The 26,535-nt window shown below is 69.9% G+C and carries 24 protein-coding genes, 3 tRNA genes and 1 pseudogene; 15 read left to right on the top strand and 13 right to left on the bottom strand.

Going from position 1 to position 26,535, the window contains the following annotated elements:
* Nucleotides 1-3: 3 nt before the first annotated feature.
* The 5 genes from ACWDSL_RS15580 to ACWDSL_RS15560 form a co-directional block, all read right to left on the bottom strand.
* A complete protein-coding gene (locus ACWDSL_RS15580) occupies nt 4-1,530 on the bottom strand; it encodes an MFS transporter (RefSeq protein WP_450485553.1) in 1,527 nt (508 codons plus the stop codon).
* 172 nt (nt 1,531-1,702) lie between these two features.
* Nucleotides 1,703-3,952, bottom strand: a complete 2,250-nt coding sequence (locus ACWDSL_RS15575) for an ArnT family glycosyltransferase (RefSeq protein WP_450485551.1) — start codon at nt 3,950-3,952, stop codon at nt 1,703-1,705.
* The gene (locus ACWDSL_RS15570; protein ID WP_450485549.1) at nt 3,949-5,307 is read right to left on the bottom strand and encodes a glycosyltransferase; all 1,359 of its coding nucleotides are present in this window, start codon (nt 5,305-5,307) and stop codon (nt 3,949-3,951) included. The genes ACWDSL_RS15575 and ACWDSL_RS15570 overlap by 4 nt, the downstream gene beginning before the upstream one ends.
* Before the next feature lie 26 nt (nt 5,308-5,333).
* Complete coding sequence (locus tag ACWDSL_RS15565; RefSeq protein WP_450485617.1) at nt 5,334-6,935, bottom strand: sensor histidine kinase; 1,602 nt, start codon at nt 6,933-6,935, stop codon at nt 5,334-5,336.
* A 207-nt stretch (nt 6,936-7,142) separates the two neighbouring features.
* Entirely contained in the window at nt 7,143-7,880 is a 738-nt protein-coding gene (locus ACWDSL_RS15560; protein ID WP_450485547.1) for a response regulator transcription factor, read from the bottom strand.
* Between the two features lie 190 nt (nt 7,881-8,070).
* Between ACWDSL_RS15560 and ACWDSL_RS15555 the strand changes: the two genes are divergently transcribed.
* A complete protein-coding gene (locus ACWDSL_RS15555) occupies nt 8,071-9,033 on the top strand; it encodes an LLM class F420-dependent oxidoreductase (protein WP_450485545.1) in 963 nt (320 codons plus the stop codon).
* Nucleotides 9,034-9,316: 283 nt separating this feature from the next.
* Entirely contained in the window at nt 9,317-10,000 is a 684-nt protein-coding gene (locus tag ACWDSL_RS15550) for a hypothetical protein (RefSeq protein WP_450485543.1), read from the top strand.
* Between the two features lie 43 nt (nt 10,001-10,043).
* On the opposite strand, the gene ACWDSL_RS15545 is transcribed toward ACWDSL_RS15550, so the two are convergent.
* Nucleotides 10,044-10,117: transfer RNA gene (locus tag ACWDSL_RS15545), tRNA-Met, on the bottom strand.
* Between the two features lie 235 nt (nt 10,118-10,352).
* Here ACWDSL_RS15545 and ACWDSL_RS15540 point away from each other — a divergent pair.
* Nucleotides 10,353-10,979 (top strand): hypothetical protein, encoded by a 627-nt coding sequence (locus ACWDSL_RS15540; RefSeq protein ID WP_450485541.1) that lies wholly within the window; start codon nt 10,353-10,355, stop codon nt 10,977-10,979.
* A gap of 93 nt (nt 10,980-11,072) precedes the next feature.
* Here the strand turns inward: ACWDSL_RS15540 and ACWDSL_RS15535 are convergent, their stop codons facing one another.
* Nucleotides 11,073-12,041, bottom strand: a complete 969-nt coding sequence (locus tag ACWDSL_RS15535) for a quinone oxidoreductase family protein (protein WP_450485539.1) — start codon at nt 12,039-12,041, stop codon at nt 11,073-11,075.
* Nucleotides 12,042-12,198: 157 nt separating this feature from the next.
* On the opposite strand from ACWDSL_RS15535, the gene ACWDSL_RS15530 reads away from it, so the two are divergent.
* From ACWDSL_RS15530 to ACWDSL_RS15520, 3 genes are all read left to right on the top strand, one after another.
* Nucleotides 12,199-12,822 (top strand): TetR/AcrR family transcriptional regulator, encoded by a 624-nt coding sequence (locus tag ACWDSL_RS15530; RefSeq protein ID WP_450485537.1) that lies wholly within the window; start codon nt 12,199-12,201, stop codon nt 12,820-12,822.
* A gap of 7 nt (nt 12,823-12,829) precedes the next feature.
* Entirely contained in the window at nt 12,830-13,477 is a 648-nt protein-coding gene (locus ACWDSL_RS15525) for an isochorismatase family protein (RefSeq protein ID WP_450485535.1), read from the top strand.
* A gap of 84 nt (nt 13,478-13,561) precedes the next feature.
* A complete protein-coding gene (locus ACWDSL_RS15520) occupies nt 13,562-14,134 on the top strand; it encodes a hypothetical protein (RefSeq protein WP_450485533.1) in 573 nt (190 codons plus the stop codon).
* 90 nt (nt 14,135-14,224) lie between these two features.
* Here the strand turns inward: ACWDSL_RS15520 and ACWDSL_RS15515 are convergent, their stop codons facing one another.
* Nucleotides 14,225-14,725 (bottom strand): hypothetical protein, encoded by a 501-nt coding sequence (locus ACWDSL_RS15515; protein ID WP_450485531.1) that lies wholly within the window; start codon nt 14,723-14,725, stop codon nt 14,225-14,227.
* A 182-nt stretch (nt 14,726-14,907) separates the two neighbouring features.
* On the opposite strand from ACWDSL_RS15515, the gene ACWDSL_RS15510 reads away from it, so the two are divergent.
* From ACWDSL_RS15510 to ACWDSL_RS15500, 3 genes are all read left to right on the top strand, one after another.
* Nucleotides 14,908-16,401 carry an FAD-binding oxidoreductase gene (locus ACWDSL_RS15510; RefSeq protein ID WP_450485529.1) on the top strand — a complete coding sequence of 498 codons (1,494 nt, stop codon included), beginning with the start codon at nt 14,908-14,910 and terminating at the stop codon, nt 16,399-16,401.
* Between the two features lie 199 nt (nt 16,402-16,600).
* Nucleotides 16,601-16,891: a hypothetical protein gene (locus ACWDSL_RS15505; RefSeq protein ID WP_450485527.1), complete on the top strand. Its 291-nt coding sequence runs from the start codon at nt 16,601-16,603 to the stop codon at nt 16,889-16,891.
* A gap of 139 nt (nt 16,892-17,030) precedes the next feature.
* Nucleotides 17,031-18,167, top strand: a complete 1,137-nt coding sequence (locus tag ACWDSL_RS15500) for a hypothetical protein (protein ID WP_450485525.1) — start codon at nt 17,031-17,033, stop codon at nt 18,165-18,167.
* Nucleotides 18,168-18,293: 126 nt separating this feature from the next.
* Here ACWDSL_RS15500 and ACWDSL_RS15495 read toward each other — a convergent pair.
* Together ACWDSL_RS15495 and ACWDSL_RS15490 are read right to left on the bottom strand one after the other, a co-directional pair.
* Nucleotides 18,294-18,665 (bottom strand): annotated as a pseudogene (locus ACWDSL_RS15495) (DUF4231 domain-containing protein); the annotation flags it as partial.
* A gap of 19 nt (nt 18,666-18,684) precedes the next feature.
* Nucleotides 18,685-18,909, bottom strand: coding sequence for a hypothetical protein (locus ACWDSL_RS15490; protein ID WP_450485523.1), 225 nt, complete (start codon nt 18,907-18,909; stop codon nt 18,685-18,687).
* 40 nt (nt 18,910-18,949) lie between these two features.
* On the opposite strand from ACWDSL_RS15490, the gene ACWDSL_RS15485 reads away from it, so the two are divergent.
* Nucleotides 18,950-19,282 carry a histone-like nucleoid-structuring protein Lsr2 gene (locus tag ACWDSL_RS15485; protein WP_450485521.1) on the top strand — a complete coding sequence of 111 codons (333 nt, stop codon included), beginning with the start codon at nt 18,950-18,952 and terminating at the stop codon, nt 19,280-19,282.
* Nucleotides 19,283-19,471: 189 nt separating this feature from the next.
* On the opposite strand, the gene ACWDSL_RS15480 is transcribed toward ACWDSL_RS15485, so the two are convergent.
* The gene (locus ACWDSL_RS15480) at nt 19,472-19,957 is read right to left on the bottom strand and encodes an ArsI/CadI family heavy metal resistance metalloenzyme (RefSeq protein WP_450485519.1); all 486 of its coding nucleotides are present in this window, start codon (nt 19,955-19,957) and stop codon (nt 19,472-19,474) included.
* 79 nt (nt 19,958-20,036) lie between these two features.
* On the opposite strand from ACWDSL_RS15480, the gene ACWDSL_RS15475 reads away from it, so the two are divergent.
* The 3 genes from ACWDSL_RS15475 to ACWDSL_RS15465 are packed head-to-tail and all read left to right on the top strand — an operon-like array spanning nt 20,037 to nt 21,959.
* The gene (locus ACWDSL_RS15475; protein ID WP_450485517.1) at nt 20,037-20,441 is read left to right on the top strand and encodes an ArsR/SmtB family transcription factor; all 405 of its coding nucleotides are present in this window, start codon (nt 20,037-20,039) and stop codon (nt 20,439-20,441) included.
* Nucleotides 20,438-21,562 (top strand): ACR3 family arsenite efflux transporter, encoded by a 1,125-nt coding sequence (arsB, locus tag ACWDSL_RS15470; protein ID WP_450485515.1) that lies wholly within the window; start codon nt 20,438-20,440, stop codon nt 21,560-21,562. The genes ACWDSL_RS15475 and arsB overlap by 4 nt, the downstream gene beginning before the upstream one ends.
* Entirely contained in the window at nt 21,555-21,959 is a 405-nt protein-coding gene (locus tag ACWDSL_RS15465) for an arsenate reductase ArsC (RefSeq protein WP_450485513.1), read from the top strand. Before arsB ends, ACWDSL_RS15465 begins: the two co-directional genes overlap by 8 nt.
* Before the next feature lie 716 nt (nt 21,960-22,675).
* Here the strand turns inward: ACWDSL_RS15465 and ACWDSL_RS15460 are convergent.
* Nucleotides 22,676-22,748 (bottom strand) — tRNA-Arg (locus ACWDSL_RS15460).
* Between the two features lie 318 nt (nt 22,749-23,066).
* Nucleotides 23,067-23,156: transfer RNA gene (locus ACWDSL_RS15455), tRNA-Ser, on the bottom strand.
* 205 nt (nt 23,157-23,361) lie between these two features.
* Here ACWDSL_RS15455 and ACWDSL_RS15450 point away from each other — a divergent pair.
* Entirely contained in the window at nt 23,362-23,814 is a 453-nt protein-coding gene (locus ACWDSL_RS15450) for an SSI family serine proteinase inhibitor (RefSeq protein WP_450485511.1), read from the top strand.
* 225 nt (nt 23,815-24,039) lie between these two features.
* Nucleotides 24,040-26,535 (top strand): PAS domain-containing protein (locus tag ACWDSL_RS15445; protein WP_450485509.1); only part of this gene is annotated, 2,496 nt, incomplete at its 3' end.

The following is a 26,535-nucleotide window of genomic DNA, read 5'->3' as shown; positions in this document are numbered from 1 at the left end:
ATGCTATGCCGCCACCCCTGCCCCCTGTGATCGTTCGGCCCGGCGCAGCAGCACCGCCGTCAGCACACCGCCCGCCAGTACGGCCGCCGAGCCGACCAGCTGGCTGGTCTGCACCCCGGAGGCGAAGGCGTCCGCGACGGAGGCCCGGTCCGCTTCGGTGTGCGCGGCGGCGTAGGCGGCCGGGAGCGAGCCGGCCCCGGCGGCGGCCGCGGGCAGCAGGGCGCCGAACCGGGAGTTGAGGATGGCGCCGAGGACTGCCACACCCAGGCCGTTGCCGAACTCGGTGAGCGTGCCGTTGACGCCCGCGCCGACCCCCGCCTTCTCCGGCGGGATCGCCGACATGATGGCCGTGGCCATCGCGGGCATGGAGACCGCGATGCCCGCCCCCATCACGATCAGTCCGAGGAACATCCCGCCGTAGCCGTCGGCGCCGAGCGTCGCGATCAAAGCCAGCCCCACCGCCAGCAGACCCATTCCGCAGAGGATGGTGGCCGGGGTGCCGAGCTTGGTCAGCAGCCGGGCGCCGACGCCCGAGAGGTTCAGTACGACGATCACCACCGCGAGCGGGGCGGTGCGCAGGCCCGCGCCCAACGCGTCGTATCCGAGCACGAACTGCAGATGCTGGGTGAGCAGGAAGAGCGAGCCGCCCATGCCGAAGGCGACGAGGATGCCGCCCCCGACGGCCCCCACGAAGCGGCGGTCGCGGAAGAAGTGCATATCCAGCATCGGGTACGGGATCCGGCGCTCCCACAGTGCGAAGCCGGTCAGCACCACCACGCCCACGAAGGCCGACAGCAGCACCCGCTGGGACGTCCAGCCGTGCTCGGGCCCCGAGATGATCGCGAAGACGACGCCGGTCATGCCGATCGTGGACAGCAGCGCGCCGAGCAGATCGGGCCGGTCACCGGTCGGGTTCTTCGACTCCGGCACCAGCCGGACGACCGCGGCGAGGCCGAGCAGCGCCACCGGGAGGTTGATCAGGAAGATCGAGCCCCACCAGAAGTGTTCGAGGAGGGTGCCGCCGATCAGCGGGCCCGCGGCGAACCCGAGCGAGCTGACCGCGCCCCATACGCCGATGGCCTTGGGACGTTCGCCCTCGTCGAAGACCTGCACGACCACGGCGAGCGTGGTGGTCATCAGCAGCGCCCCGCCGATCCCCATGCCCGCACGGGCGGCGATCAGCTGCTGCGGCCCCTGCGCCAGCGACCCGGCCAGCGACCCGATCCCGAACAGGGCGAGCCCCGCGACGAGCATCTTCTTCCGGCCGTAGCGGTCGGCGGCGTTGCCCGCGGTGAGCAGCAGCCCGGACTGGACCAGCGAATAGGCGTTGATCATCCACTGGATGTCGGCCGTGGAGGCGTCCATCTCCTCGGTGAGGGACGGGATCGCGACGTTGAGGATGGTGTTGTCGAGGAGCACGGTGAGCTGGGCCAGGCAGATGACGCCGAGAATCAGCCAGCGCTGGGGGTGTCCGCCGGTCTGCCGACTGGGCGGGGTGTCGGGCGTGGGGTCGGCGGTCTGCGCCGTCATGACTCTCCTTGCGCGCTTATACGGTGTACGGGCCCGGGGCGTCGTACACCGTACAGCGCTTCCCCTACGGCGTACAGGAAATTTCCGGAGGGGGAACGCGAACGGGCCGGTGGCGGAGGGAATTCCTCCGCCACCGGCCCGTTGACCTGCGATGTTCAGCTGATCATCTGGGTCACTTCGAGGCCTTCTGGGTCAGGTCGTAGAGGGTGGTGCCGTCGACCGTGACCTTCTTGAAGTTGTCCTGGACCCACGAGCTGATCTTGGACGAGGTGCCGCTTCCGCCACCGGGGCCGCCGCCCATGCCGCCGCCCATACCGCCCGAGCTGATGAAGTAGTGGATCTTCCCCTGCTTCACATAGGCCTTGAACTGCGCGAGGGTCGGGGACGGGTCGCTGCCGTTGAAGCCGCCGATGGCCATCACCGGGTCCTCGGTGGCGAGTTGGTAACCCGCGGCGTTCTGCGAACCGATCGCCGCGGCCACCCAGGTGTAAGAGTCGGCGTTCTTCTCCAGCGCGGCCTTGACCTTGGAGCTGACGCTCGGGCCGTCCAGCAGCCCGCCCATACCGCCGCCGCGCCGGCCGCCTTCGCCCATGCCGCCGGGCATCATGCCCTGCCGGTTGCCCTGCTGGCCCTGGCCGGTGCCGTTCTGCTGGGACTGGCCGCCGCCTGGGAAGCCACCGCCGGGGAAGCCCCCGTTCTGACCGCCGTTCTGGCCGCCTTGCTGGCCGCCACCGGGGATCACGCCCTGCTGACCGTTCTGCCCCGTACCCGTACCGTTCTGGCCCGTACCCGTACCGTTCCGCATCCCCGGCGGGCCGCCGTTGGCCCCGCCCGGGAAGCCGCCCGGACGGCCGCCGCCGGGACCGCCCATGCCGCCCGACACCGCGGGACCGGCCGTGACGATCGAGCCCCCGTGCGGTGTGTCGACCGTGCTGAGCGTGTACGCGATGGGCCCGGCCAGCGACGCCGCGAGGCCGAGGCCCGCCACGCCCAGCGCCAGCCGCCCGCCCAGCCGCGACGCGACCAGCAGCCCGGCCGCCGCCGCGAGCCCGGCGATCAGCACCGCCCAGCGCAGCCAGGGGTGCCAGTCGGAGGAGCGGTTCAGCAGCACGTACGACCAGATGGCCGTCACCGCGACGGTGGCGGCGAGCACCATCGACGCCGCGGCGGTGGACCGCCGCTCCCACAGCATCGCCGCGCCCATGCCCACGACGGCCGCGATATACGGCGCGAGCGCGATGTTGTAGTACTGGTGGAAGATCCCGGACATGAAGCTGAAGGTGGCGAAGGTCATCAGCAGCGCCCCGCCCCACACCAGGAACGCCGAACGCCGGGTGTCCGTGCGCCCCGCCCGCCAGGTCAGCCAGATCCCCGCGAGCAGCAGGATGAAGGCCGCGGGCAGCAGCCAGGCGATCTGACCGCCCATATCGGAGCTGAAGAGCCGGTCGATGCCGGTCTCGCCCCACTGGCCGCCGCCGTTCCCGCCACCGCCACCACCGCCGACGCTGCCGGTCTCGTTGCCGTTGATCCGGCCCAGGCCGTTGTAGCCGAAGGTCAGCTCCAGGAAGCTGTTGTCCTGCGAACCGCCGATGTACGGGCGCGAGGACTTCGGCCACAGCTCGACGATCGCCACCCACCAGCCGCCGGCGACGACCATCGCGACCCCGCCGAGCAGCAGTTGGCCGATCCGCTTCCCGAGCTTCGCGGGCGCGCACACCGCGTACACCAGCGCCAGCGGCGGCAGGATCAGCCACGCCTGCAGCGTCTTGGTCAGAAACCCGAGCCCGAACCAGACCCCGGCCAGCACCAGCCACTTGGTACGGGCGTCCTCCAGCGCGCGCAGCACGCAGTAGACCGCCGCGACCATCAGCAGGCACAGCAGCGCGTCGGGGTTGTTGAACCGGAACATCAGCGCCGCGACCGGGGTCACCGCCAGCGTCGCCGCGGCGATGAGACCGGCGGCCGCGCTGAACCGGCGCCGTACCGCCGCGTAGAGCACACCGACCGTCGCCACGCCCATCAGCGCCTCGGGGACCAGGATCGCCCAGGAGCTGAGGCCGAACACCCGCACCGACAGGGCCATCGGCCACAGCGCGGCCGGGGGCTTGTCGACGGTGATGGAGTTCCCGGCGTCGGAGGAGCCGAAGAAGAACGCCTTCCAGCTCTCGCTGCCCGCCTGCACGGCGGCCGAGTAGAACTGGTTCGCATAGCCGGACGCGCCCAGGCTCCACAGATAGAGCACGGTGGTGACGGCCAGCAGACCCCACAGGGCGGGCCGCGCCCAGCGCGGGTCCTCGGGCCGGCCGCGCCACGCCCGGGCCAGGCGCGAGCCCTCCGGGGCCGCCGGCCGCGCGGGGGTCGCGGCCGGGGGAGCCGGGGGCGGCGGCCCCGCTGCGCGGAAGCCCTGGTCGTACGTCGTCATCGGGTGTTCCTCGAGTCGTGGTCGGTCAGGTTGAGGTCGCTCAGGGCGAGGTCGGCGACGGTCCCGTGCTGCCCGTTCTGCCCGTCCTGCTGGCTCTCCGACGGGAAGACCCAGGCCCGGAAGAGCAGGAAGCGCAGGACGGTCGCGGCGAGGTTGGCCGCGATCAGGACGGCGAGTTCGGTGCTGTGCGCCGGGGTGCCGGAGGCGGCGGCGTCCAGGGCCGCCAGGGAGCCGCTGGTCAGGGCGAGGCCGATGCCGAACACCACAAGACCCTGGGCCTGGTGACGCATCACCCGGTCCCGGCCGCGTACGCCGAAGGTGAGCCTCCGGTTGGCCGCGGTGTTGCCCAGCGCCGACAGCAGCAGGGCCAGCGCGTTGGCGATCTGCGGGCCCGTACCCATCCGGAAGAGGGAGTAGAGCAGCAGGTAGACGAGCGTGCTGAGCGCGCCCACCACACAGAAGCCGACCAGCTGCCGGGCCAGTCCGCCCGGGACCCCGCTCAGCCCACGGTCGCGCGGATCGTCCCCGAAGGGGCGGCGCAGCCGGTCCAGCGGCAGCGCGCCGGTGGCCAGCGCGCGCCCCACCCGCCAGACGCCCTTGAGGTCTTCGGTGGCCGTCTTCACGATGTGGACCGTGCTGTTGGGGTCGTCGACCCAGTCCACCGGCACCTCGTGGATGCGCAGCCCGGCCCGTTCGGCCAGCACCAGCATCTCGGTGTCGAAGAACCACCCGGTGTCCTCGACCAGCGGCAGCAGCCGCTCGGCGACGTCCTTGCGGATCGCCTTGAAACCGCACTGGGCGTCGGAGAAGCGGGCGGCCAGGCTGCCGCGCAGGATGAGGTTGTACGCGCGCGAGATGAACTCCCGCTTGGGACCGCGCACCACGCGCGAACTGCGCGCCAGCCGCGACCCGATCGCCAGGTCGGAGTGGCCGGAGATGAGCGGGGCCACCAGCGGCAGCAGCGCGTTCAGATCCGTGGACAGATCGACGTCCATGTACGCCAGCACCGGCGCCTGCGACATCGACCAGACCGTACGCAGCGCCCGCCCGCGGCCCTTCTGCTCCAGCCGGACCGCGACGACCTCGTCGATCGCGTCGTCGAGGTGGGCGGAGATCTCCGGGGTGCGGTCCGTACTGGCGTTGTCCGCGATGGTGATGCGGAAGGCGTACGGGAAGGTGCGGGCCAGGTGGTCGTGCAGCCGCCGCACGCACCGCTCGAGGTCGGCCTCCTCGTTGTACACGGGGACCACGACGTCGAGCACCGGCTGGCTCCGGCCGACCGTCACATGCGCGCGAGCGGGCAAGGTCTGCAGGGGTGTCTCGGGCGGTGCCTCGAGAGGTGTGTGAGTTCGCATGGGGACGACATTCGCGAGCGGCGCTGTCATGGCTGTGTGGTCAGCCTGTGCCGTGGCTGTGAGTGGGTTACGGAGTGGTGAACGGCCTGGTGGCCGGACTGGTGGCCGAACTGGTGGCCGAACTGGTGGGCCGGCTGCTGCCCAGCCGGGACGACGGGCAGGTGGACGCCGAAGACGCTGCGTCCGGGCACGCTGTCCACCGTCACCTGGCCGCCGTGCGCCATGACCACGGCATGCACGATGGCAAGGCCGAGCCCCGTGCTCCCGGCGCCACGCGCACGCGAGGCGTCGCCGCGGGCGAAGCGTTCGAAGACATGCGGCAGCAGGTGCGGCGGAATACCCGGCCCGTCGTCCTCGACCTCCAGGGACACACAGGGCGCGGCATACGGAGCAGCCCCGTACGGGCCGCGCCACAGCACGCGCGCGGTGACGGTCGTCCCGGGGGGAGTGTGCGTACGGGCGTTGGCGAGCAGGTTGACCAGGACCTGGCGCAGCCTGGCGTCGTCGCCGTATACGACCGCGGGGTCGTCGGGCAGCTCCAGGCGCCACTTGTGGTCCGGCCCGGCCGCCCGGGCGTCGCTGACCGCGTCGACGACCACGGGCGACAGATCCACCTCCGCGCGCTCGACGGGACGGCCCGCGTCGAGGCGCGCCAGCAGCAGCAGGTCCTCGACCAGGCCGGTCATCCGCGCCGCCTCGGACTCGACCCGGCCGAGGGCGTGGCGGGTGTCGGGCCCGATCTCCTCGCGGCCGCGTCTGGTCAGCTCGGCGTAGCCGCGGATCGAGGCGAGCGGGGTGCGCAGCTCATGGCTGGCGTCGGCGACGAACTGTCGCACCCGCGTCTCGCTCTCCTGGCGGGCCGCGAGCGCCGACTCGACGTGCCCGAGCATGCGGTTCAGGGCCGCGCCGACCTGACCGACCTCGGTACGCGGATCGGCCTCGGACGTCGGCACCCGTTCGTGCAGGGCCACCTCGCCGCTGTGCAGCGGAAGTTCGGAGACGCGGGTGGCGGTGGCCGCCACCCGGCGCAGCGGGCGCAGCGAGATGCCGACCATGGCGGCGCCGGCGATCCCGGCGGCGACCAGCCCGGCGGCGGTGACGCAGATCTCGGCGAGGATGAGGGTGTCGACGGTGTTCTGCGCCTCGGCCGTCGAAATGCCGACGAGGAAGTCGCCATGGCCTCCGATGACGTACTTGACGCGGTACTCGCCCTTGCCGGGGATGTCGACGGTGTGCTCGCCCCCGTCCCGCGGGACCTCACCCAGCGCCTTCAGTTGAGCGGTCGTCAGATAGCTGCCGGAGATCTTGCGCTCGCCCGAGCTCGACTCGTGCTGACGGCTGATCGCGCCGTCGCTCAGGATGCCGCTCTCGACCTCCGCGGCGACGGTCCCCATCGGCTGGCCCGGCCCGGCGACGACATCGCGGATGTCCTCCCGCCCCTGGCCGCCGAGGCGCGGACCCTTGATGTCGTCGAAGGGCGGGCCGGCCACGCGCATGGCGACGCCGGAGAGCTGCTTGTCCACCTGGTCGTACAGATAGGTGTGGAGGGCGATCGTGGTGACCGCGCCGATGACGGCGCAGACGACGGCGATCAGCCCGACCGCGGAGACGACCAGTCGGGTACGCAGCGACCACGGCCTGCGGCGACGGCGCGCGGACCGCCTGCCGGACGAGGGAGACGCGGGGGACGGCGAAGACGCGGGGGACGGCTGCGGTCCAGAGAAGGACTGGGGCCCGGAAGACGGCTGAGGCACGGAAGACGCCTGAGGCACGGGGGACGGCTGAGGCACGGCGGGCACACCGGCGGCAGGGGAGAACGCCACGATCCGGCTCGCCTACTCGCCCGGCTTGATCAGATACCCCGCGCCGCGCCGGGTGTGGATCATCGGGCTGCGGCCCGCGTCGATCTTCCGGCGCAGATAGGAGATATAGAGTTCGACGACGTTGGCCTGGCCACCGAAGTCATAGCTCCACACCCGGTCGAGGATCTGGGCCTTGCTGAGCACACGGCGCGGATTGCGCATCAGATAGCGCAGCAGCTCGAACTCGGTCGCGGTCAGATGGATCTCCTGACCGGCCCGCGAGACCTCGTGGCTGTCCTCGTCCAGGACCAGGTCGCCGACGGTCAGCAGCGACTCGCTGCGCGCCGCCGCGGCCCCCGACCTGCGCAGCAGACCGCGCAGCCGGGCGACGACCTCCTCCAGGCTGAAGGGCTTGGTGACGTAGTCGTCGCCGCCCGCGGTCAGCCCGGCGATCCGGTCCTCGACCGCGTCCTTCGCAGTCAGGAAGAGCACCGGCACCTCGGGAAGCTCGTTGCGGACCCGCCCCAGCAGCGTGAGCCCGTCCATGTCGGGCAGCATGATGTCCAGGAGGACGGCGTCCGGGCGCAGCTCGCGGGTGATCCGCAGCGCCTCCGCGCCGTTCCCCGCCGTCCGCACCTGCCAGCCCTCGTAGCGCAGCGCCATCGAGAGCAGGTCGGCGAGGGCCGACTCGTCGTCCACAACCAGCACCCGGACGGGGCTCCCGTCGGGTCGGAGCAGTTCGGAACGCCCATGGGGCGAGGTCGCCTTCATGGTTCTCACCTTCGGGCGACCGTCTGAGAGCTCCCTTTCGGCTACCTGTGAATAGCCTGAGAATCCTGTGGGGTCCCCGTACGGCCGATGCAGCCCGCATCAGACCCGCTCAGGTGAGAATCCCGTGCCGAATCGACGTACGGCCGCGCGGCGAGGAACAACCGGATGCCACCTCCGGTTGAATGCCTCCATGGCCTCTCACGACGCACAAGGCAATACGCCCGGGACGACGTCCAGCACGCCGCCCAGCACCGCACCCGGGGCGCCCGGCAGGGCGCTCGCCACCGCACTGGGCAGGACGGGCATCTGGACCGGTGCCCTCCGCACCACCGAACCCGCCGACCACGGCGCGATCAGGGACGCCGCGGCCGAGGTGGACGAGCTGGGGTACGGAGCGCTGTGGCTCGGCGGCAGCCCCTCGCCCGACCAGGCCGCCTTCCTCCTGGAGGCGACCTCCCGGACCACGGTCGCGACCGGCATCCTCAGCATCTGGGACCACGAGGCGGCCTATGTGGCCGAGCGCCACGCCGCCCTCGACGCGGCTCACGGCGGCCGCTTTCTGCTCGGCCTCGGGGTGAGCCACAGTCAGATGGTCAAGCAGTACGCCCGTCCGTACACGGCGATGCGGGAGTACCTGGACGGCCTCGACGCCGCGCCGACCCCGGTCCCCGCCTCCCGACGGGTGCTGGCCGCCCTCGGCCCGAAGATGCTGAGGCTGTCCCGCGACCGCGCGGCCGGCGCCCATCCGTACCTGGTCACACCCGAGTTCACCGCCGAGGCCCGCGAAATCCTGGGCGCCGGCCCCCTCCTCGCCCCGGATCTCAAGGTCGTCCTCGAACCGGACCTCGACCGCGCCCGCGCCACCGCCCGTGCGTATCTCTCCCACTACCTCCCGATGCCCAACTACACCAATAACCTCCTTCGCTTGGGCTTCACCGAGGACGACTTCCGCGACGGCGGAAGCGACCACCTCGTCTCGTCCGTCTTCGCCCTGGGCGACGCCGAGGCGATCCGCCGTCGCGTCGACGAGTACCTGGCGGCGGGCGCGGACCACCTGGCGGTCCAGGTCGTGACCGACGACCCCATGAACAACATCCCACTGGCCGAGTGGCGCACCCTGGCCGAGGCCCTGCCGCTCGGCCACGGCGGCTGATCCCCCGGCACCTTCCCGGCTTCCCGACTCACGGTCGGGGCGGGCCCACCCCCGTCGGGCCCGCCCCCGCCGCCAGGTCAGTGACGACCACTGTGCAAACAGCATGGCACCCCCCACTGACAATCGCCCTGACCTGCAACTTCGCCGCCCCAAGGCCCAGTCGGCGAACCCCGGGCACCCGGGCGGCGCGTCACGGCCCCGCCTCAGGCTCGCTGCGGGTTGGTATCGGCACCCAAGACGTCTTTTGTCGCGACCATGATGATCTGCAATACAAGATCACCGCGTGCTTCTCGACGACGAACCGCGGCCGGCAATCGACCACCGCAAAGGGACCGTCCACGTGCTCAGCCGCTCCGCCCCACCCCGCCTCGCCGCCCTCGCCTGCGCGGCCGGCCTCGCCCTCCTCGCCATCGGCTGCGAGGACGACGGCGCCTTTGGGGAGGCCGGGCGCGGGCCGGGCCCCGCGGCTTCGGCGGACGGGGCGCTGAACGGCGACGGCGGCAGGGCCCTCGTGCTCGGCAGGGCCACCGCGATCACGTACAGGGGCGGCTCGGACAACGTCAGGGGCACCCTGAAGGTCGCGGCGGAAAGCGTGGTGAAGGGCTCCCGGGCGGATCTGCCCAGGGCCTCGCTCCAGGGCACGGAGCGGCAACTCCAGCCGTACTACGTGACCATGACCTTCAAGAACATCGGCGACGCCTCCATCCACTACCCCTTCCTGAACACCCCCACCAGCCTGGAGGACAGCGGCGGCGCGTCCCAGGAGGTCCTGATCACCGAGGACGACGGGGTGAAGCGGTGCTCCGGCAAGGACCCCGACGACTTCGGAACGGGCGACACCGCGACCCTGTGCAAGGTCTTCCTGCTGCCCAAGGGCGCCACCCCGGCCACCGTGACGTACGCCACGGGGGACGGCACCGAGAGGCCGGCGTCCTGGAGGGTCCCGCGGTCATCCGCTCGGTCGTGAACGGCCGAGGGCCCGGCACTGATGTGCCGGGCCCTCGTACGAGTAGCGGGGACAGGATTTGAACCTGCGACCTCTGGGTTATGAGCCCAGCGAGCTACCGAGCTGCTCCACCCCGCGTCGGTAGGTGTAACTGTACGTCATTCCGAGCGGCCAGGGAAATCCGTTACCTCCCCCGGTTACTTTGCAACGGCGTGGTCTCAGCCTCGCTTCGAGTGGATCATCACCTCTGGCCTGGTGCTTTGTCACGGTCATGATGTGTGCACAGCGCAACGAGGGCCCGGCGTATCCGGCCCGCCACGACGACATCAGCTCAGACGAACTCAGACGATTTCAACTCAACGGGGACCGATCCATGCGTATCCGATCCACGCGTAACCGCACCGCCGTCGCCGCTCTGTGTGCGGCCGGCTTCGCTCTCGTCGCGACCGGCTGCAATGACAACCTCGCCCAGGACGGCGGCAGCACCGAAGCGCCCTCCAAGGCCCCTAAGAAGCCGTCCGCCACCCCCAGCAAGGCGCTCGACTCGGACGCGGGCAAGACCCTCGCCCTCGGGGAGTCCACCCCCATCACGTACAAGCGCTCGGACAAGACGGGCACCTTGAGGATCACGGCGAAGAGCGTGGTGAAGGGCGCCCAGTCCGACCTGGACAAGGTGGCGCTCAAGGCCGAGGAGCGGAAGCTGCAGCCGTACTACGTGACCATGAGCTTCAAGAACATCGGCAAGGACTCGATCCACTACCCCTTCCTGATCAGCCCCACCAACCTGCGTGACAGTCGCGGCGAGGACGGGAAGTCCCTCGTCACCCTGGACGGCGACGTCGCCAAGTGCCCCGGCGAGGACCCGGACGACTTCAACGCGAACGACACCGCCACGCTCTGCAAGGTCTTCCTGCTGCCCTCGGGCGAGACGCCGTCGGTCGTCTCGTACACGGGCGACTTCGACAAGGAGCCGGTGTTCTGGAGGGCGACGGAGGACTGACGGGCGCAGCGGCTCCGCACCCGCGGGAGGGCCGGCTCCGGACACCGGAGCCGGCCCTCCCACGTACGACGGGCACCACAGGCACCAGGGGTATCAGGGCACCATCAGCACCCGGCCGAGCTGAGCCCGCTCCTCGATCATCCGGTGGGCCGCGGCCGCCTCGGCGAGCGGGAATTGCGCGTGTACGACGGTGCGCAGTCGCCCCGCCGCGAAGTGTTCGGCCACCTCCGCCATGTCCTCACGCGCCAGCTCGGGGCGGGCCGCCCGCCAGGCCAGCAGGGAGAACCCGGCCACCTGCTTCAGCGCGACCAGCGCCATGACCCCGACCTCCCCCAGATCCCCGCTCGCCGCCCCGTATTCGACATCCCGGCCCAATGGGGCCAGCAGCTCGACGGTCTGATGCAGGATCGGCCCGCCGACCGACCCCACGGCCAGGTCCACACCGCCCGGTACGGCCTTCCGCACCTGGTCCGGCCAGTCGTCATCGGTGTAGTCGACGACGACATCGGCGCCCAGCCCCCGGACGAAGTCGAATTTGGCGGGTGAGCCCACGGTGGCCACGACCGTACCGGCCCCCAGCACCCGCGCGAGCTGTACAGCGAGATGGCCGATGCCGCCGGCGGCCGAGTGCACCAGCACGCTCTCGCCCTCCGCGAGCCGCCCCAGGCGCAGCACCCGCAGGGCCACCGGCGCCCCCATCGGCAGCATGCTGGCCGCCCCCACATCAAGCCCCTCGGGCACCGGGGCCAGCCAGGCCGCGTCGGCGACGACCTGCTCCGCGAACGCGTCCTCGACGAGCGTCGCCACCCGCTCCCCCACCCGCCCCTCGTCGACCCCGGGCCCCACGGCCTCGACCCTGCCCACCACGTCCCCGGTGACCGTGCCGGGCAGCGGCCATGTGAAGATCCCCTCTCCTCCGCGCCGGAACTTGGTGTCGACGAAGTTGGCGCCGATCGCCTCGGCGCGGATGAGCACCTGCCCCTCACCCGGAGCGGGAGTGTCCGCTTCCTCGATCCGCAGCACCTCGGGACCGCCGTACTCGTAATAACGCACATGTCGCATGCTGAAGCCCTCCCCAGAGAACTGGACCGCTGGTCAACTTACCCAGCATTCGCGACCGTACTGGACCGTCGGTCCAGTTGTCCACGTGGGACACGCGGGACACGTGACACCATGCGGGGCAGGCCGGAAACACGGCCGTGCGAGAGGAGAGGACTCAATGACCGGGGGCCGTCGTGAACGCGCCGACGCCGCACGGAACCGGCGGGCCATCCTGTGCGCGACCGAAGAGCTGCTGGACCGGTACCGGCCCGAGCAGATCTCCATGGAGCAGGTCGCCGCCGCGGCGGGCGTCGGCAAAGGCACCGTGTTCCACCGGTTCGGCAACCGCATGGGCCTCATGCGCGCCCTCATGGAGGAACGCGCCCTCACCCTCGGCGAGTCCGTCGCCACAGGCCCGCCGCCCCTGGGCCCGGGCGCGCCCCCGCGCGAGCGCCTGCTGGCCTTCCTCGACGCCATGGTCGACGTCGTCACCCGTAACAAGGGCCTCATCGCCGCGCTCGACCACGCCATGACCACCGCACCCAAGCCCGCCGAGGACTCCCCGGCCGACCAGGACGCACACCCCGTCTACACCGCCTGGCACCGCCACATCAGCACCCTCATCGCCGAGGAACGCCCCGACCTGGACGCCGAGCTCCTGGCCCACATCCTCCTCAGCGCCCTGCACAGCGACCCGATCCTGGCCCTCCTGCGCCGGGGCGAAGGCCACCGCCTCACCGCGAGCCTCCACACCTTGGCCACGGCCGCCCTGGACGCCCCGATCCCCGGCCCCCCGGGATAATCCCCGCATGACCGCCCCAGCGCCGCCCGCCCAGGCCCTGATCGTCGTGGATGTCCAATCGGCCTTCGTCTCGGGTCCGGCCGCGGTGCCCGACGCGCCGCGGGTGCTCGAGCGCATCGAGGACCTGACAACCAGGGCACGTACGGCGGGCGCGCTCGTCGTCCACCTTCAGAACGACGGACCGGCAGGCGCGGCCGACGAGCCGATGACACCGGGCTGGGAGCTGTATCTGCCGGTCCGCGAGGGCCAATGGGAGGTCGTGATCCGCAAGTCGGAGGACGACGGCTTCGAGGACACACACCTCGGCGGACTGCTCACCGGCATGGGGGTACAAGCCCTGGCCGTATGCGGGGTGATGTCGGAGATGTGCGTCAGCGCGACCGCGCGTACGGCGCTGGCGCTGGGATACCGCGTGGTCCTCCCGCACGACGCCCATGCGACGTACGACATCCCGGCGGCGGCGGGCATCAGCGATGTGGTTCCGGCCGCGATGGTGTCGCGGGTCGCCGAATGGGCCTTGGGCGACGAGGTCGAGATCGTCCCGCACGCCGCCGACGTCGCGTTCGAGCGCCCCGCGTACGAGCGCGCGGCCTCACTGAGCCCGGTACACGGGGCGCGGCCCGACCGGGTGACGCCGCGCCGCGCGAACGGGTGATTCGGGTGGTTTTCCCGTTGTCTGGTGGAAGGAAAAAGGTGGCATTCATGCGCGAACAGGACGCATGAGCACCAGGGAGGAAAGATGCCGATACAAGCGAGCGCCCTCGTGCGCGGCGGCGCCGTCCTGGCCACCGCCGCGGCGACCGTCGCCATGCTGGCCACCCCTGCCCAAACCACCGAAGCCGGAGCCCGCGGAGGGGGGACAGGCGGCGGAAAAGAGGCCGAGACCAAGCAGATCGCGTCCTCGGTCCTGGACGCGGACGAGAACATCAAGTTCACCCTGACCGCGATCCGGTCCACCAAGGACCCGCTAAGGGCCTCCGTCCGTCTGAAGGCGTTCGTCCGGGAGCACGGCCAACTCGTGCTGTCGGACGAGGTACGGGTCGGTGAGGTGGACGGCTGGTTCTGGTTCCCGGTCACCGGCCCGCACGCGATCTGCGAGTTCTCAACGGCGAGCACCAACCCCGCCCCCATCACCACCAGCCTGCTGATCACCCCGGCGATCGGCTGCTCACCGCCCCAGCACTTCGAGCTGGAGGACGGCAAGTTCGAATCCGACGGCCACGGCACACGGACCCCGCACGGCGGCGTACGCACCGGCGCCGGCGGCATGGCCGAACGCCCCGCCGCCGCCCGCCTGAGCCAAGGCCGCTGACCCAAGGCCGCTGACCCAACACCGCTGACCCAGGGTCCGGCTCGGCAGCTCATTTCCCCCCGAGCCGGACCTCGTCCGCACCCGACCGGCTCAAAGCTCCGGGAAGGGCCGCGGATTCTCCATGACCCACAACAACTTCCGGGCTGCTTGAGCCTCTTCCGGCCGCACGGATGAGGCAATGCCCTCGACGACCGGCCGTCCCGCACACACCGCCGCCCTGGCGGCCTTCTCCGAGCCGGGCTGTTCCTGGAAGCTCGTACTCTTCGGGGCGCGCACAGCTGCGGCGGTGGAGTGCCATTGCCCGGTTCGGCAGATGCTCTCCAGCAGATCCAACAACTCGGCCTTGCACGGCACATACGGGGCCCCGGCCAGTTCAAGGAGAAAAGGGACCGTCGCGGCCGTCGCCTCACCCACGACGAACCCCAAATCACAGATGAGGTCACCGAGTTCGTCGATCGCGAGACGGGCAGTGTCCTCACCTCCGTACGCAATCCGTGAGAGCAACAGCGGAATACCGACGGCGGGCCTCTGCCGCGCGTCGCTCAGCTCCCCCCAGCGGACCCCCGGGACCCCTTTCAAGACACTTCCCATGCGCCGCCCCTGTCTAAATCGCCATTGCAGTAGATTAGCGTGTCGGGCAACGCCGCCAAGGTCACCCTCCTGTTACTCTGCGGCCCCCAGAGATCGCCCATAAAGGATTGAATGCGCCAGCTGGCAGACAAGATTTTCCTTGGCTGAATGCTGGCGTGGCCCCGGTCGGGAGGACACGGACTGTGCAGGATTTTCCTCGTCGCGGACTTCTCAAGGCGACGGCGGCCGCCGGCGTCGGCGCTGTCGTTCTTCCAGGCATTACGACCGCAGAAGCCCCGAGCGCGAGCGCCGCAGCCAAAGGAATCACCGGCACGAAATGCAAGCCGGCCAAACTGACCGGCCGCATCGTCCGCCCCAACGACCCCGGGTACGCCGATGCGAGCCTCGGCTGGGATGAGCTCTTCGTTCACTATCCGCTGGTCATCGTCTACGCCCAGAACACCCGGGACGTGGTCAACGCCCTCACATGGGCGCGCCAGCACGATGTCGCGCTGCGGGTGCGGAGCGGCGGCCACAGCCTTGAGGGCTGGTCGAATGTGGACAACGGCATCGTGATCGACATCAGCGAGTTGAAGTCGACCCACATCGACACCGGTTCTTGCACCGCGACCGTCGGCGCCGGGCTCAACCAGTTGGAAGCGGTGACCACGCTCGCGAAGAAGGACCTCGCCGTAACGACCGGAACCGAGGGCAGCGTAGGCCTGTCCGGCGCGACGCTCGGCGGCGGCTTCGGCTTCCTCACCCGCTATCTCGGCATGGCCTGTGACAGCCTGATGGGGGCTGAGATCGTTGTCCCGTCGGGTGCCGAGTGCGCCAAGGTGATCCATGCGGACCTGCACAACCACTCGGATCTCCTCTGGGCGCTCCGGGGGGCGGGAAACGGCAACTTCGGGATCGTCACCTCACTCACCTATAAGGTGGCTACGCTGAAGAGCGTCGCATATGTGACGGCAACATGGGACGGCCTCAAGGACCTGCAGAGGGTCTTCGACGCATGGCAGCGTACGGGACCGAGCGCCGACAACCGCCTCGGAACCCAGCTCGAGATCCACAGAGACCAGATCCTGCTGTTCGGGGTTCTCGCGGATGGCTCGGCGGCAAAGGCGAAGGAGCTGCTGGCCCCGATCCTGAAGGTCGGCAAGCCCGAGGTCTCGGCGCAGGTCGGTAACTGGGGCGACGTATATGCGGGATTCCAGATTCCGACCGCGGACGAGCCCGCCAACTGGAAGTTCTTCTCGCAGTTCACCACCGAGCCGTTCCCGAAGAAGGCAATCAGCCTGATTTGCTCATTCATGCGCGACGCCCCCACGGATGACAGCAACTTCTTCACCCAGGCATTCGGCGGAGCGGTGAAGAAAGAGCCCCGCGGCGGCACGGCGTTCCCGCACCGCAACGCACTTTTCTATTCCGAGCCCGGTGCGGGCTGGGGAACTCGTGGAGAGCCGGGCAGCGGCGACAAGCTCACCCCGGTGGCCCAGGCATGGATCGCCGAGTTCAGTCAGGCGCTGCGGCCCTACGTGAATGGCGCCTACGTCAACGTACCGAACATCGGAATGCAGGATTGGGAAACCGCCTACTGGGGATCCAACTTCGACCGACTGCGCAAGATCAAGGCGAAGTACGACCCGCACAACGTCTTCCAGTACGAGCAGAGCATCCCGCCCGCGTCACGCTGACCGGCACTCTGCCGCGACTTCACCCAGCCCAGAGGCCCCTTCCGACGACCGGAAGGGGCCTCTGGGCTGGGGCGCGCTCGGAGGCGGTCCGACCTCCGACGTTAGGGGGACGTTAGTCATACAGCGGCAGATCATCAGCGGCGGCCGACAACCTTGTTCTCACGCACCTGAAGCACCACGTCGAGAAACGGGGAAGATCATGTCGCACCGCACCACCCTCCGCCACGGGCGCAAGGCCGCCGCCGCCATGTTGATCGCCGTCGCCGCGTTCGGGCTCACCGCCTGCCAGGACGGCGACACCAGCGGCTCATCCTCACCGTCCGCCTCCGCGAGCGCCCCGCAGTCCCCCGGCACCCCGTCGGGCACCCCCAAGAAGCCCGACACGAAGTGCACGGATCAGATCAACTACGCGAAGGATCACAGGTCCAACGCCGACATCAACTCCATCGGCGAGGAGACCGGCTACTGCCCGCCAGTCCAGCCTCAGTGACATCTCGCGGCCGAGTCACGCATCCGGCTCTGTCTGACGTGCGCCGCCTCATTTGGTCCGGTTTCGTAAAGGTTGGCAACTTTCTGTGACCGTCGTGAGGCCGCAGGACGGCCGCACGACGCCGAGGAGGTACAACCTGATGAGGCTTGTTTCCGCTTCGCGTCTCGCGGCACTGGCCGTGGCCGCAGCGACAGCGATCATGACGGTGAACCAGACGGCATCCGCCTGGCCGGCGGACAGGGACGGAAGACCGTTCCTCAGGCCACTGCACACCGTCTCGACCATCGCTTCGACGGTTCCGGCCAACGGCGACCTGAACCCGTACGGCACCGCCCTGGTCAAGAAGAGCATCGGTGACCTGCGGCGCGGCAACGTACTGGTCAGCAATTTCAACAACGCCGCGAACGAGCAGGGCACGGGGACCACTCTCGTGCAGGTCAGCCCCAAAGGCAGGACCAAACTGTTCGCCGAGATCGACCCGGACAACCTCCCGGGGCCGTGCCCGGGCGGCGTGGGGCTGACCACCGCACTGTCCATCCTGCCGGGCGGCTGGGTGGTCGTAGGCAGCCTGCCCACGGCCGACGGCACATCCGACACGGCGCAGGCCGGGTGCCTGCTCGTGCTGGACAGGCACGGAAAGGTCCGGAAGACCTTCAGCGGCCATGGGATCAACGGTCCCTGGGACATGACCGCGAAGAGCCAGGGCGACAAGACCGATCTGTTCGTCACCAACGTGCTCAACGGCACGGTCGCCGGCGGCGGCGACATCGTGCGGCGCGGCACCGTGCTGCGGATCACCCTGCGCACCCACGGCAACCGGCCGCCGACCCGGATCGACACAACCAAGATCGGTTCCGGCTTCGCCGAGAAGACCGACCCGGCGGCGCTCGTGATCGGACCGACAGGTGTCGGCCTGCACGACGGCACGCTCTACGTGGCGGACACCGTCGACAACCGCATCACCGCGATCCCGGACGCACTGACCCGCCACACCAGCGCCGGCACCGGCCGAGTGGTCACCACCGACCGGCACCTCAACGGCCCGCTCGGAATGGCGATCACCCCCAAGGGCAACATCCTCACCACCAACGGCGGCGACGGCAACATCGTGGAGACCACCCCCCGCGGCCGTCAGGTGGCCGTCCGCACCCTCGACACCAGCGGCAATCCGCCGGGCGCGGGCGCACTGTTCGGCCTCGCGATCGCCGAAGACCCCGACCGGGTCTACTTCGTCAACGACGCAACCAACACTCTGAACCTGCTGAGCCGACCCTGACCCGCTTGCGCGGGGCTGATCCAGCCCCGCGCAAGCACACACGTCAGAGGCCCCTTCCCAAGATCGGAAGGGGCCTCTGAACTGGGGCGTGCTCGGCAGGATTCGAACCGCCGGTTCATGCGCCGGGTCACCATAAGGAGCTGCACCGCGACTCCAGCTCACCAGTTCACCCTGAAGCGCGACCACCACGCCGCTCGACCGGATCCAGTTCTCGCCCCAGCGGAAGAGCTGGCGCAGGCCCCCGACGACTACAACCAGGGCGCCCAGCACACCCATGGTGGTGGCGGAGGCGCCCGCCGCCGCAGCGGCCGGGATGGCAGCCGAGAAAACTATGATGAGGATCTCTACGATCTGATATCCACGACGTTGGTAGCGGACCCGCTGCTCGTACCAGGTGAGTCGTTCGACCACGCTGGGCGGAATACTCCCGCCGTTGGGACTGCGAAGTCCCGCCCACCAAGGACCTGTTGCATTCACACGTCCTGCCCCGTCCGTCATACGCGTCAAGATAGCCCGCCTACAGCAAGAACCAAAAGCCGGCTTCGATGGTGCGTGCACTCGGAAGAATGCGGCCCTCTTCGTCGGTGACGACGGCAGACGCGGCGCCCACCAGGCAGATCGCCGAGAAGTTCCAGCCGGGGCCGCGACCCTGGCCCCGGACCCAGTAGAAGGTCTCAGGGACTGCGCGGTCGCGCTGGGCACGGGTGCGGCCGTAGCGGTGCCAGAGATCTGCGGTGGTCACCCCCCGCACCATCCTCGGAGCGGCTGGATAGCATCCGGCCATGGCTCAGAAGATTGTGACCCTTTACTTGGACGACCTCACCGGTGCGGAATCGGACGAGGTCAGCACGCACAGGTTTTCCCTGAACGGCGTGAACTACGAAATCGACCTCACCCCGGATAACTACGACAAACTGGATGACGCGCTCCGGCCGTTCATCGAGAGTGGCCGGAAGATGGGCCGGACGAAAGAGACGGGTCGGGTACGCAGGGGCGCCGCGGACGGCCCCAGCGCGGAAGAGGTTCGTGCGTGGGCTCGCGAGAACGGCTATGAGGTGAACGACCGCGGCCGCGTCCCCAAGGAAGTCCGAGACGCCTTCGAAGCCTCCCGCTGACCCACGAACGATCGCCCCGGCGCAACGCCGGGAAGTCGAAGTATGCGCGAAGGTCCCGGGCGTGCGCGGCCTGCGTGTTCCACGGTGAGGATGCCCCAGCCACACCAAGAAGTGGCGGTTCAACGCTACGCCGGCCTCGCCCGCCGGACTGATCAGGAACCCCAAACATCACCCAGAAACGGACATCACTCAACGAACCGCGCTCTTGGATCCGCCAGCCATCGGCATGACTCCTACGCTGCCCCTGGGACGCTCGCTCGCACAGCACCCGTCGGTGGTGTCGAGTGCCGCGCTCTTGCCCATCTGGTCGGTGTCGCCCTTGACGATGTAGACCTCCCAAGGCTCCTTGCCGGGGCCGTGGACCCAGACCTTGTCCTGGAGCGCGTAACAGCACGAGGTGTCGTTCTCCTCGAACGTGGCGAGCCCCGCGTTCTTGAGCCGATCGGCGGCGGCCGAGACGTGGTCAGGGTCGGTGACCTCGACCCCGAGGTGATCCAGGCGAGTCTCCTGGCCCGCTTCGCCTTCGATCAGGACGAGCTTGAGCGGTGGCTCGGTGATCGCGAAGTTGGCGTACCCGGGGCGGCGCTTGGCTGGCTCGATCCCGAAGAGCTTGGAGTAGAACTCCACCGAAGCGTCAAGGTCGGGCACGTTGAGCGCGAGCTGAACGCGAGACATGAGGGGTCTCCCATCAGTCTGGATCGATGTTCTTCGATACAAGATTGCGGCTTGGATCGAAAAACGTCAACATAGAAGCATGTCGAAACAAGGGCTTCCGGTGCTCGGTCAGGACGGCGTCGAGGGCTGCTGCCCCGGACTGCTGACCGCCCCACTGGATGAGGGCCAGGCCGTCGAGCTGGCCAAGGTGTTCAAGGCGCTGGGCGATCCGATCCGGCTCCGACTGCTGTCCATGATCGCCTCGCGGGCCGGGGGCGAGGTCTGCGTATGTGACCTCACCCCTGCCTTCGATCTCTCACAGCCGACGATTTCCCATCATCTGAAGCTGCTGCGTCAGGCCGGGCTGATCGACTGTGAGCGCCGTGGCACCTGGGTCTACTACTGGCTGCTGCCGGAGATGACCGACAAGCTCGCCGGAATCCTCACCCGCCCGGCCGGGCAGCCCCTGCCCGAGCCCGCCGGGACGGCGGGCGACATCTCGTGACCGCCGACACCACGACTGCGGGCACCACGGTTCCGGTCGCCGCGCGTCTGTCGTTCGTGGACCGGTTCCTCGCTGTGTGGATCCTGTTTGCGATGGCCGGCGGTCTGGGCCTGGGGCGGCTCGTTCCCGGGCTCGGTGACGCCTTGGCGAAGGTGACCGTGACCGGCGTCTCCCTGCCGATCGCGCTCGGTCTGCTGGTGATGATGTACCCGGTGCTGGCCAAGGTCCGCTACGACCGCCTCGACACGGTCACCCGCGACCGGCGTTTGCTGATCCCCTCGCTCGTGCTGAACTGGGTCCTCGGCCCGGCGCTCATGTTCGCGCTCGCCTGGCTCTTCCTGCCGGACCTGGCGGAGTACCGGACGGGCCTGATCATCGTCGGCCTGGCCCGCTGCATTGCCATGGTCATCATCTGGAACGACCTGGCATGCGGCGACCGCGAAGCCGCCGCCGTCCTCGTCGCTCTCAACTCCGTCTTCCAGGTGATCGCCTTCTCGGCGCTCGGCTGGTTCTACCTCACCGTGCTCCCCGGCCGGCTCGGCCTGGAACAAACGGCCCTAGACGTCAGCGTGTGGGAGATCGCGCGCAGCGTCCTCATCTTCCTCGGCATCCCACTCGTCGCCGGATTCCTCACCCGACGCCTCGGCGAAAAGGCCAAGGGCCGGGCCTGGTACGAGACGAAGCTGACCCCGAGGATCGGCCCGTTCGCCCTCTACGGTCTGCTGTTCACCATCGTCGTGCTCTTCGCCCTCCAAGGTGACGCGATCACCTCGCAACCGGTCGACGTGGCGCGTATCGCGTTGCCGCTGCTGGTGTACTTCGCCGTGATGTGGGCCGGATCCATGGCACTGGGCAAAGCCGTGGGCCTGGACCATCCACGCTCGACAACGCTGGCCTTCACCGCCGCGGGCAACAACTTCGAGCTGGCCATCGCCGTCGCCATCGCCACCTTCGGCGCCTCCTCGGGGCAGGCCCTGGCCGGAGTCGTCGGCCCGCTCATCGAGGTCCCGGTACTGATCGGCCTGGTCTACGTGGCCCTGGCCGCCCGCCGCTACTTCCCCCAACCACCCGCCATGGCCGCCGAGTACCCGCCCGCCCGGGAAGGTTCCACCCGTGTCTGACACCCCCAAGCCATCGGTGCTGTTCGTCTGCGTCCACAACGCGGGCCGTTCCCAGATGGCCGCCGCCTTCCTCACCCACCTCGCCGCCGACCGCATCGAAGTCCGCTCCGCCGGCTCGACACCCGCCGAACACGTCAACCCCGCCGTAGTGGAAGCGATGGCAGAAGCCGGCATTGACATCGCCGCCGAGATCCCGAAGGTCCTGACCGCCGAAGCCGTCCAAGCGTCCGACGTGGTCATCACCATGGGCTGCGGTGACGCCTGCCCGTACTTCCCCGGCAAGACCTACCTGGACTGGAAGCTCGACGATCCCGCCGGACAAGGCGTTGCGGCGGTCCGGCCGATCCGCGACGAGATCCACGCCCGCGTCCAGAACCTCGTCAACGAACTGACTTGATGGGGTCGTCGGCGAACCTCACCGTCATGCTCTCGTTGGTGGAGTCGGAGTTCGCCGCACACCAGGGACAGACGTTGATCTGCCGTTCCCGTTGATGTCGATGGCCTGCGATCCGCTCTCGACGACGGACGCGTTGCTGGTCTTCGACGCTGCGCGGCCGAGGACGTTGACGTCGCCGCGCGGCGGCGGCCACGGACGTGGCGCCGATAACGCCGGTCAACAGGCGCATGGGCGCGCCAGACCAGGCCTGCCAAGTCCGGTGACCATACGCGGCGTCGATGCGTAGCGAACGTGCGGCTCGTAGCCCCCGGCCCGGCAATACTGCCTCGCAGGAGACCCACGGCCAAGCCGTGGCCGAGCGCCGTACTGCCACAAGTCACGGATGCGGGCGGGGTGGGTGCTTCCTGGAGATCGTTTGTCAAAGTAGTTGCGCCAGATCAAATGCTTTGGACAGAGGCACCGGGAAGGGCCGCGTCGGAGTCCACCGCCACCACAGACCAGCCCCGCCAGCGGGCCGCGCCCTTCTCCGGCATGCTGCGACTACAGACCGCCCGAGAACAGGACCCACCCGAAAGAGAGCACTACGAGTGGTGACGGACGCGGCCGGCAGACCAGCCGCCGTCTGATCTCAGCGAGCGGCGGTTTCCGTCAATGTTGCTGTCAACGCATACGCCAGAGGCCCCTTCCAATAATTGGAAGGGGCCTCTGGTCTGGGGCGCGCTCGGCAGGATTCGAACCTGCAACCTCTTGATCCGTAGTCAAGTGCTCTATCCGTTAAGCTACGAGCGCTTGGCTTCCCGGCGGTCTTTCTTGCCGGTCGGCGTTGCGGGGACAACATTACATGACCTGCGGCGTCAGACGAAATCCGTTTCCCTCACCCACTCTGAGCTGGGAAAACTCTCTTTTGGCGGCCATTCGGAAGATCGGCGGGGAGCGTCCGCGCGTACGGCAAAAGGAGGCATGGGGCTCATGGGATGCGGCCGCCGGATGATCACCGCGCCAGGGCCCGGGGAAGCTACGAAGGGGGTAGCGGGGCGAGTGGGGGTTCACGCGAGGGTAGGGAAACGCGACGGAGCCCCGGCCGTGGGGCCGGGGCTCCGGTGAGTGCGGAGGCTCCGGGATTTGAACCCGGGATGGGGGGTTACCCCAAACCGCATTAGCAGTGCGGCGCCATAGACCAGACTAGGCGAAGCCTCCATGCACACCGAGCATATTCGCGCGAGCGAGATGCGGTGTGTGCAGATGATGTCACAGCCCAGTGGGATGTCACCAATCGCCGCCTACGGTACTCGGCTGGCGGGGCGCATCGCAAAGCCCTTATGGCGGCGCAACGCGCACGACGGCGGCGCGTTAGAGGGGCAGGGGCAGTGCGCCCCGTTGTGATCACACCTGGAGCGCCCCCATGCCCCTGCTGCACCGCCTTGCCGTCGCCGTCGTCACGGCAGCCGCCTCCGCCACCGCGATGAGCGCCACCGCCTGGGCGGCCGCGCCCGTGCCGCTGCCGATGCCGTATGACGAGGGGGGCACCGATCACCTGATCGTGACCGTGTCGCGGAGCGGTGGTGCCGCGGACTCTGTCACGTACACGCTGGCGTGCCATCCCGCGGGCGGGACACACCCGGCCGCGCACGGGGCGTGCGATCAGCTGGACTCGGCGACGGTGTGGGGGAGAGATCCGTTCGCGCCCGTGCCGCCCGGGGCGATGTGCACGGGGCAGTACGGGGGGCCGGCCACCGCGCAGCTGCGCGGTCGTTGGGCGGGGCGGCCGGTGGACGCGGAGTTCTCACGGGTCAATGGCTGCGAGATCGCCCGATGGGACAGATTTTCCGTTGTTTTGCGCCTTCCTGGGAGCTGACCTGGGGATTGGCCAGGCCTGGGACAGAACGGCCGGAGAGCAGACCCAGGAGGTTTGTCCGGGCGTGCGCCGAGACGCGTACGTCGTGCTGCGACCTCCCTCTCATCTACCGCCGCGTCCGCCCCCGCTGCCCGTAGACTCCCCTGAGGACACTCCACGGACGGGGCGGCACAACGACCGCGAGTGTCGGGGCAAGGTGCGGTACATCAGGGAGGAAGCGTCGTCGTGAGCAGCAGGCCATCCCGAGGCGCTGCTCGCCTCGCAGCCATACTCGACGCCCTTCCCGACGCACTGCTGCTGGTCAACTGCAACGGCACGGTCGTCAACGCCAACCACATCGCGCTCGAGACCTTCGAGGTGCCGGGAACAGCGCTGGTCGGCCGTGGTCTGCTGGATCTTCTCCCCTCCTTCGACTCCAATCGCATTCCGGGCTCGATGCGCCGCCCCGCCGACGAGGACGAGGGCGGTCACACCAAGCCGACGCGGATGATCGCACGGCGCACCGACGGCATGCAGTTCCCCGTCGAGGTCACCAGCGCCAACCTGGAGGACGGCAGGACCCCTTACGCCGACCAGTACAGCTACACCGGCGACGAACTGCTGATGATCGTCGTGCGCGACCTGACCGGGACGCTCGACACGGAGGCCGAGCTCGCCCGCCAGCAGCGCCAGACCGAGATGATCCTGCGCGCGGCGGCGGAGGGCGTGGTCGGCGTGGACACCGAGGGCAAGGTGGTCCTCGTCAACCCGTCCGCAGCGCAGATCCTCGGCTACCGGGCCAGTGACCTGGGCGGTCAGGAGCTTCATCCTCTTGTACACCACTCGCGCCCGGACGGTTCCCCTCTGCCGTACGAGGAGTCCCCGGTCACCGAGACCCTGCGCTCCGGCCGTAAATACCGGGTGCGCGGCCAGGTGCTGTGGGCGAAGGACGGCAGCCCCGTACCGGTCGACCTGACGACCGCGCCCGTGCGGGACGGGGAGCAGCTGGTCGGCGCGGTGATGACCTTCACCGACCGGCGGCCCGAGGAAACCCTCGCGGTGACCCATGCGGAAGAGGTCGAAAGCCTCACGGCCAAGCACGCGAAGGAGCTGGAAAAGCTCACCGCGCGCCACGCGGAGGAGCAGAAGAAGCTCACGGCGCAGCTCGCCAAGGAGCGGAAGGAGCTCACCGCGCAGCTCGCCAAGGAGCGGGAGGCGCACACCGAGCGGTACGACGCGCTGGCCGCTCGCAACGCCCAGCTGCTCGCCGTCCTCGACCAGTCGCTGCGCGGCCCGTTGGTGGAGCTGCGCGGCGAGCTCGGCGTGCTCGCCGACGACCCGGCCGGGCAGCTGTGGCCCGAGGCCAACCAGATCCTGCACCACCTCGCCGCCGGGTACACCCGGATGACCACGCTGGTGGACAACGTCCTGAGCTACCAGCAACTCGACTCGGGCGACGAGGAGTTCACCCGGCACGCGGTCTCGATGGACGAGGTCGTCGCGGACGGCGTCGAGGGCGCGGTCGAGCTGATCGGCCCCGGGCGGGCGCAGTTCGCCGTGCACGCGCCGCCGATCGAGGCCGAGGTGGACGCGGAGCGGCTGGCGCAGGCGCTGGCGCACCTGATCGCCGACGTGGCGGGGGTCGACTCCACCGGCAAGGCGGCAGCTGGCCCGGGCGGCGCGACGGGCGATTCGACCATCGTGGTCGCGGCGGCGCAGCGCGGCGATGTCGTACGGATCGAGGTGCGCGGGCCGTACGCGGGCGGGGATCCCGTACACGAGCCGATCGTCCGCGGGATCGTACGGCGGCACGGGGGCGTGCTGCAGACGCATGAGATGCCGGGCATGGGCGGGCACGCCTACGTCCTCGAGGTGCCGATCTCCGCGGCCGCCGCCCAGGCGAACCAGGCGAACCAGGCCGAGAGCGCCGCAGGGGCGTCGGGGCGTACGTCCGGCAGGGGCACCGGCGCCGGTAACACCGGTACGGGCTCCGGTCCGGGGTCCGGTGCAGGCTCCGCGGCCGGTCAGGGCGGGACGAACGGCACGGGCACCGGCCAGACGCCGACCGGACCGACCGGACGGCGCGCACGACGCGGCCCGGCCGGCGCGGCCGCAGGCGGAACCAACGGGGCTGGTACGAACGGGGCCGGTACGAACAGGGCTGGGACGAACGGCGCCGGTACGAACGGCGCGGGCACGAACGGCGCCGGGACCGACGGAAGCGGTGCCGACGGGGGTGCGGACGGACAGCCCCCCGCGCGCGGCGCCGACCCGCGTACGCCCAGCACCCAGGGCGCCGGTCACCGCGGCGCGCACGCCGGCTCCGTGCCCGCGGGGCCCGCGGCGCCCGCGCCCGACGGCGACGACACCACCCCGGGGCAGCCGACCGCGGCCGGGGAACCGCAGCCGACCGGGCGCCGGCGCGCCCGCCGCCACCCCGACGAGGAGCAGCAGCCGGCGGTCGCGAACGCGAACGCCCAAACCGACGGCCAGGGTTCGGTGGCCCATCGCCATGCCCGCGGCGCCGGCCCACAGGCCGCTCAGCAGCCCGGTCAGCAAGCCAACCCGCAACCCGGCCCTCAGGCCGCCGCGATGGGGCCGGTGCCGCCCCAGGGCATGGCCGGGCAGCCGTCGCCCCCCGCCGGGCGGCGGGCCCGTCGCACCGCCCCGGCCGAGGCCGGACAGGGGCGAGCCGCCCTCGCGCTGCCGCCCGCGGCGGCCGACGCCGCCCCGCCGGCCGAC

It is taken from the genome of Streptomyces sp. NPDC000941 (assembly GCF_053599555.1).
Note: the sequence above shows the minus strand (reverse complement) of the source record. Positions and strands in the feature narration are given on the sequence as shown.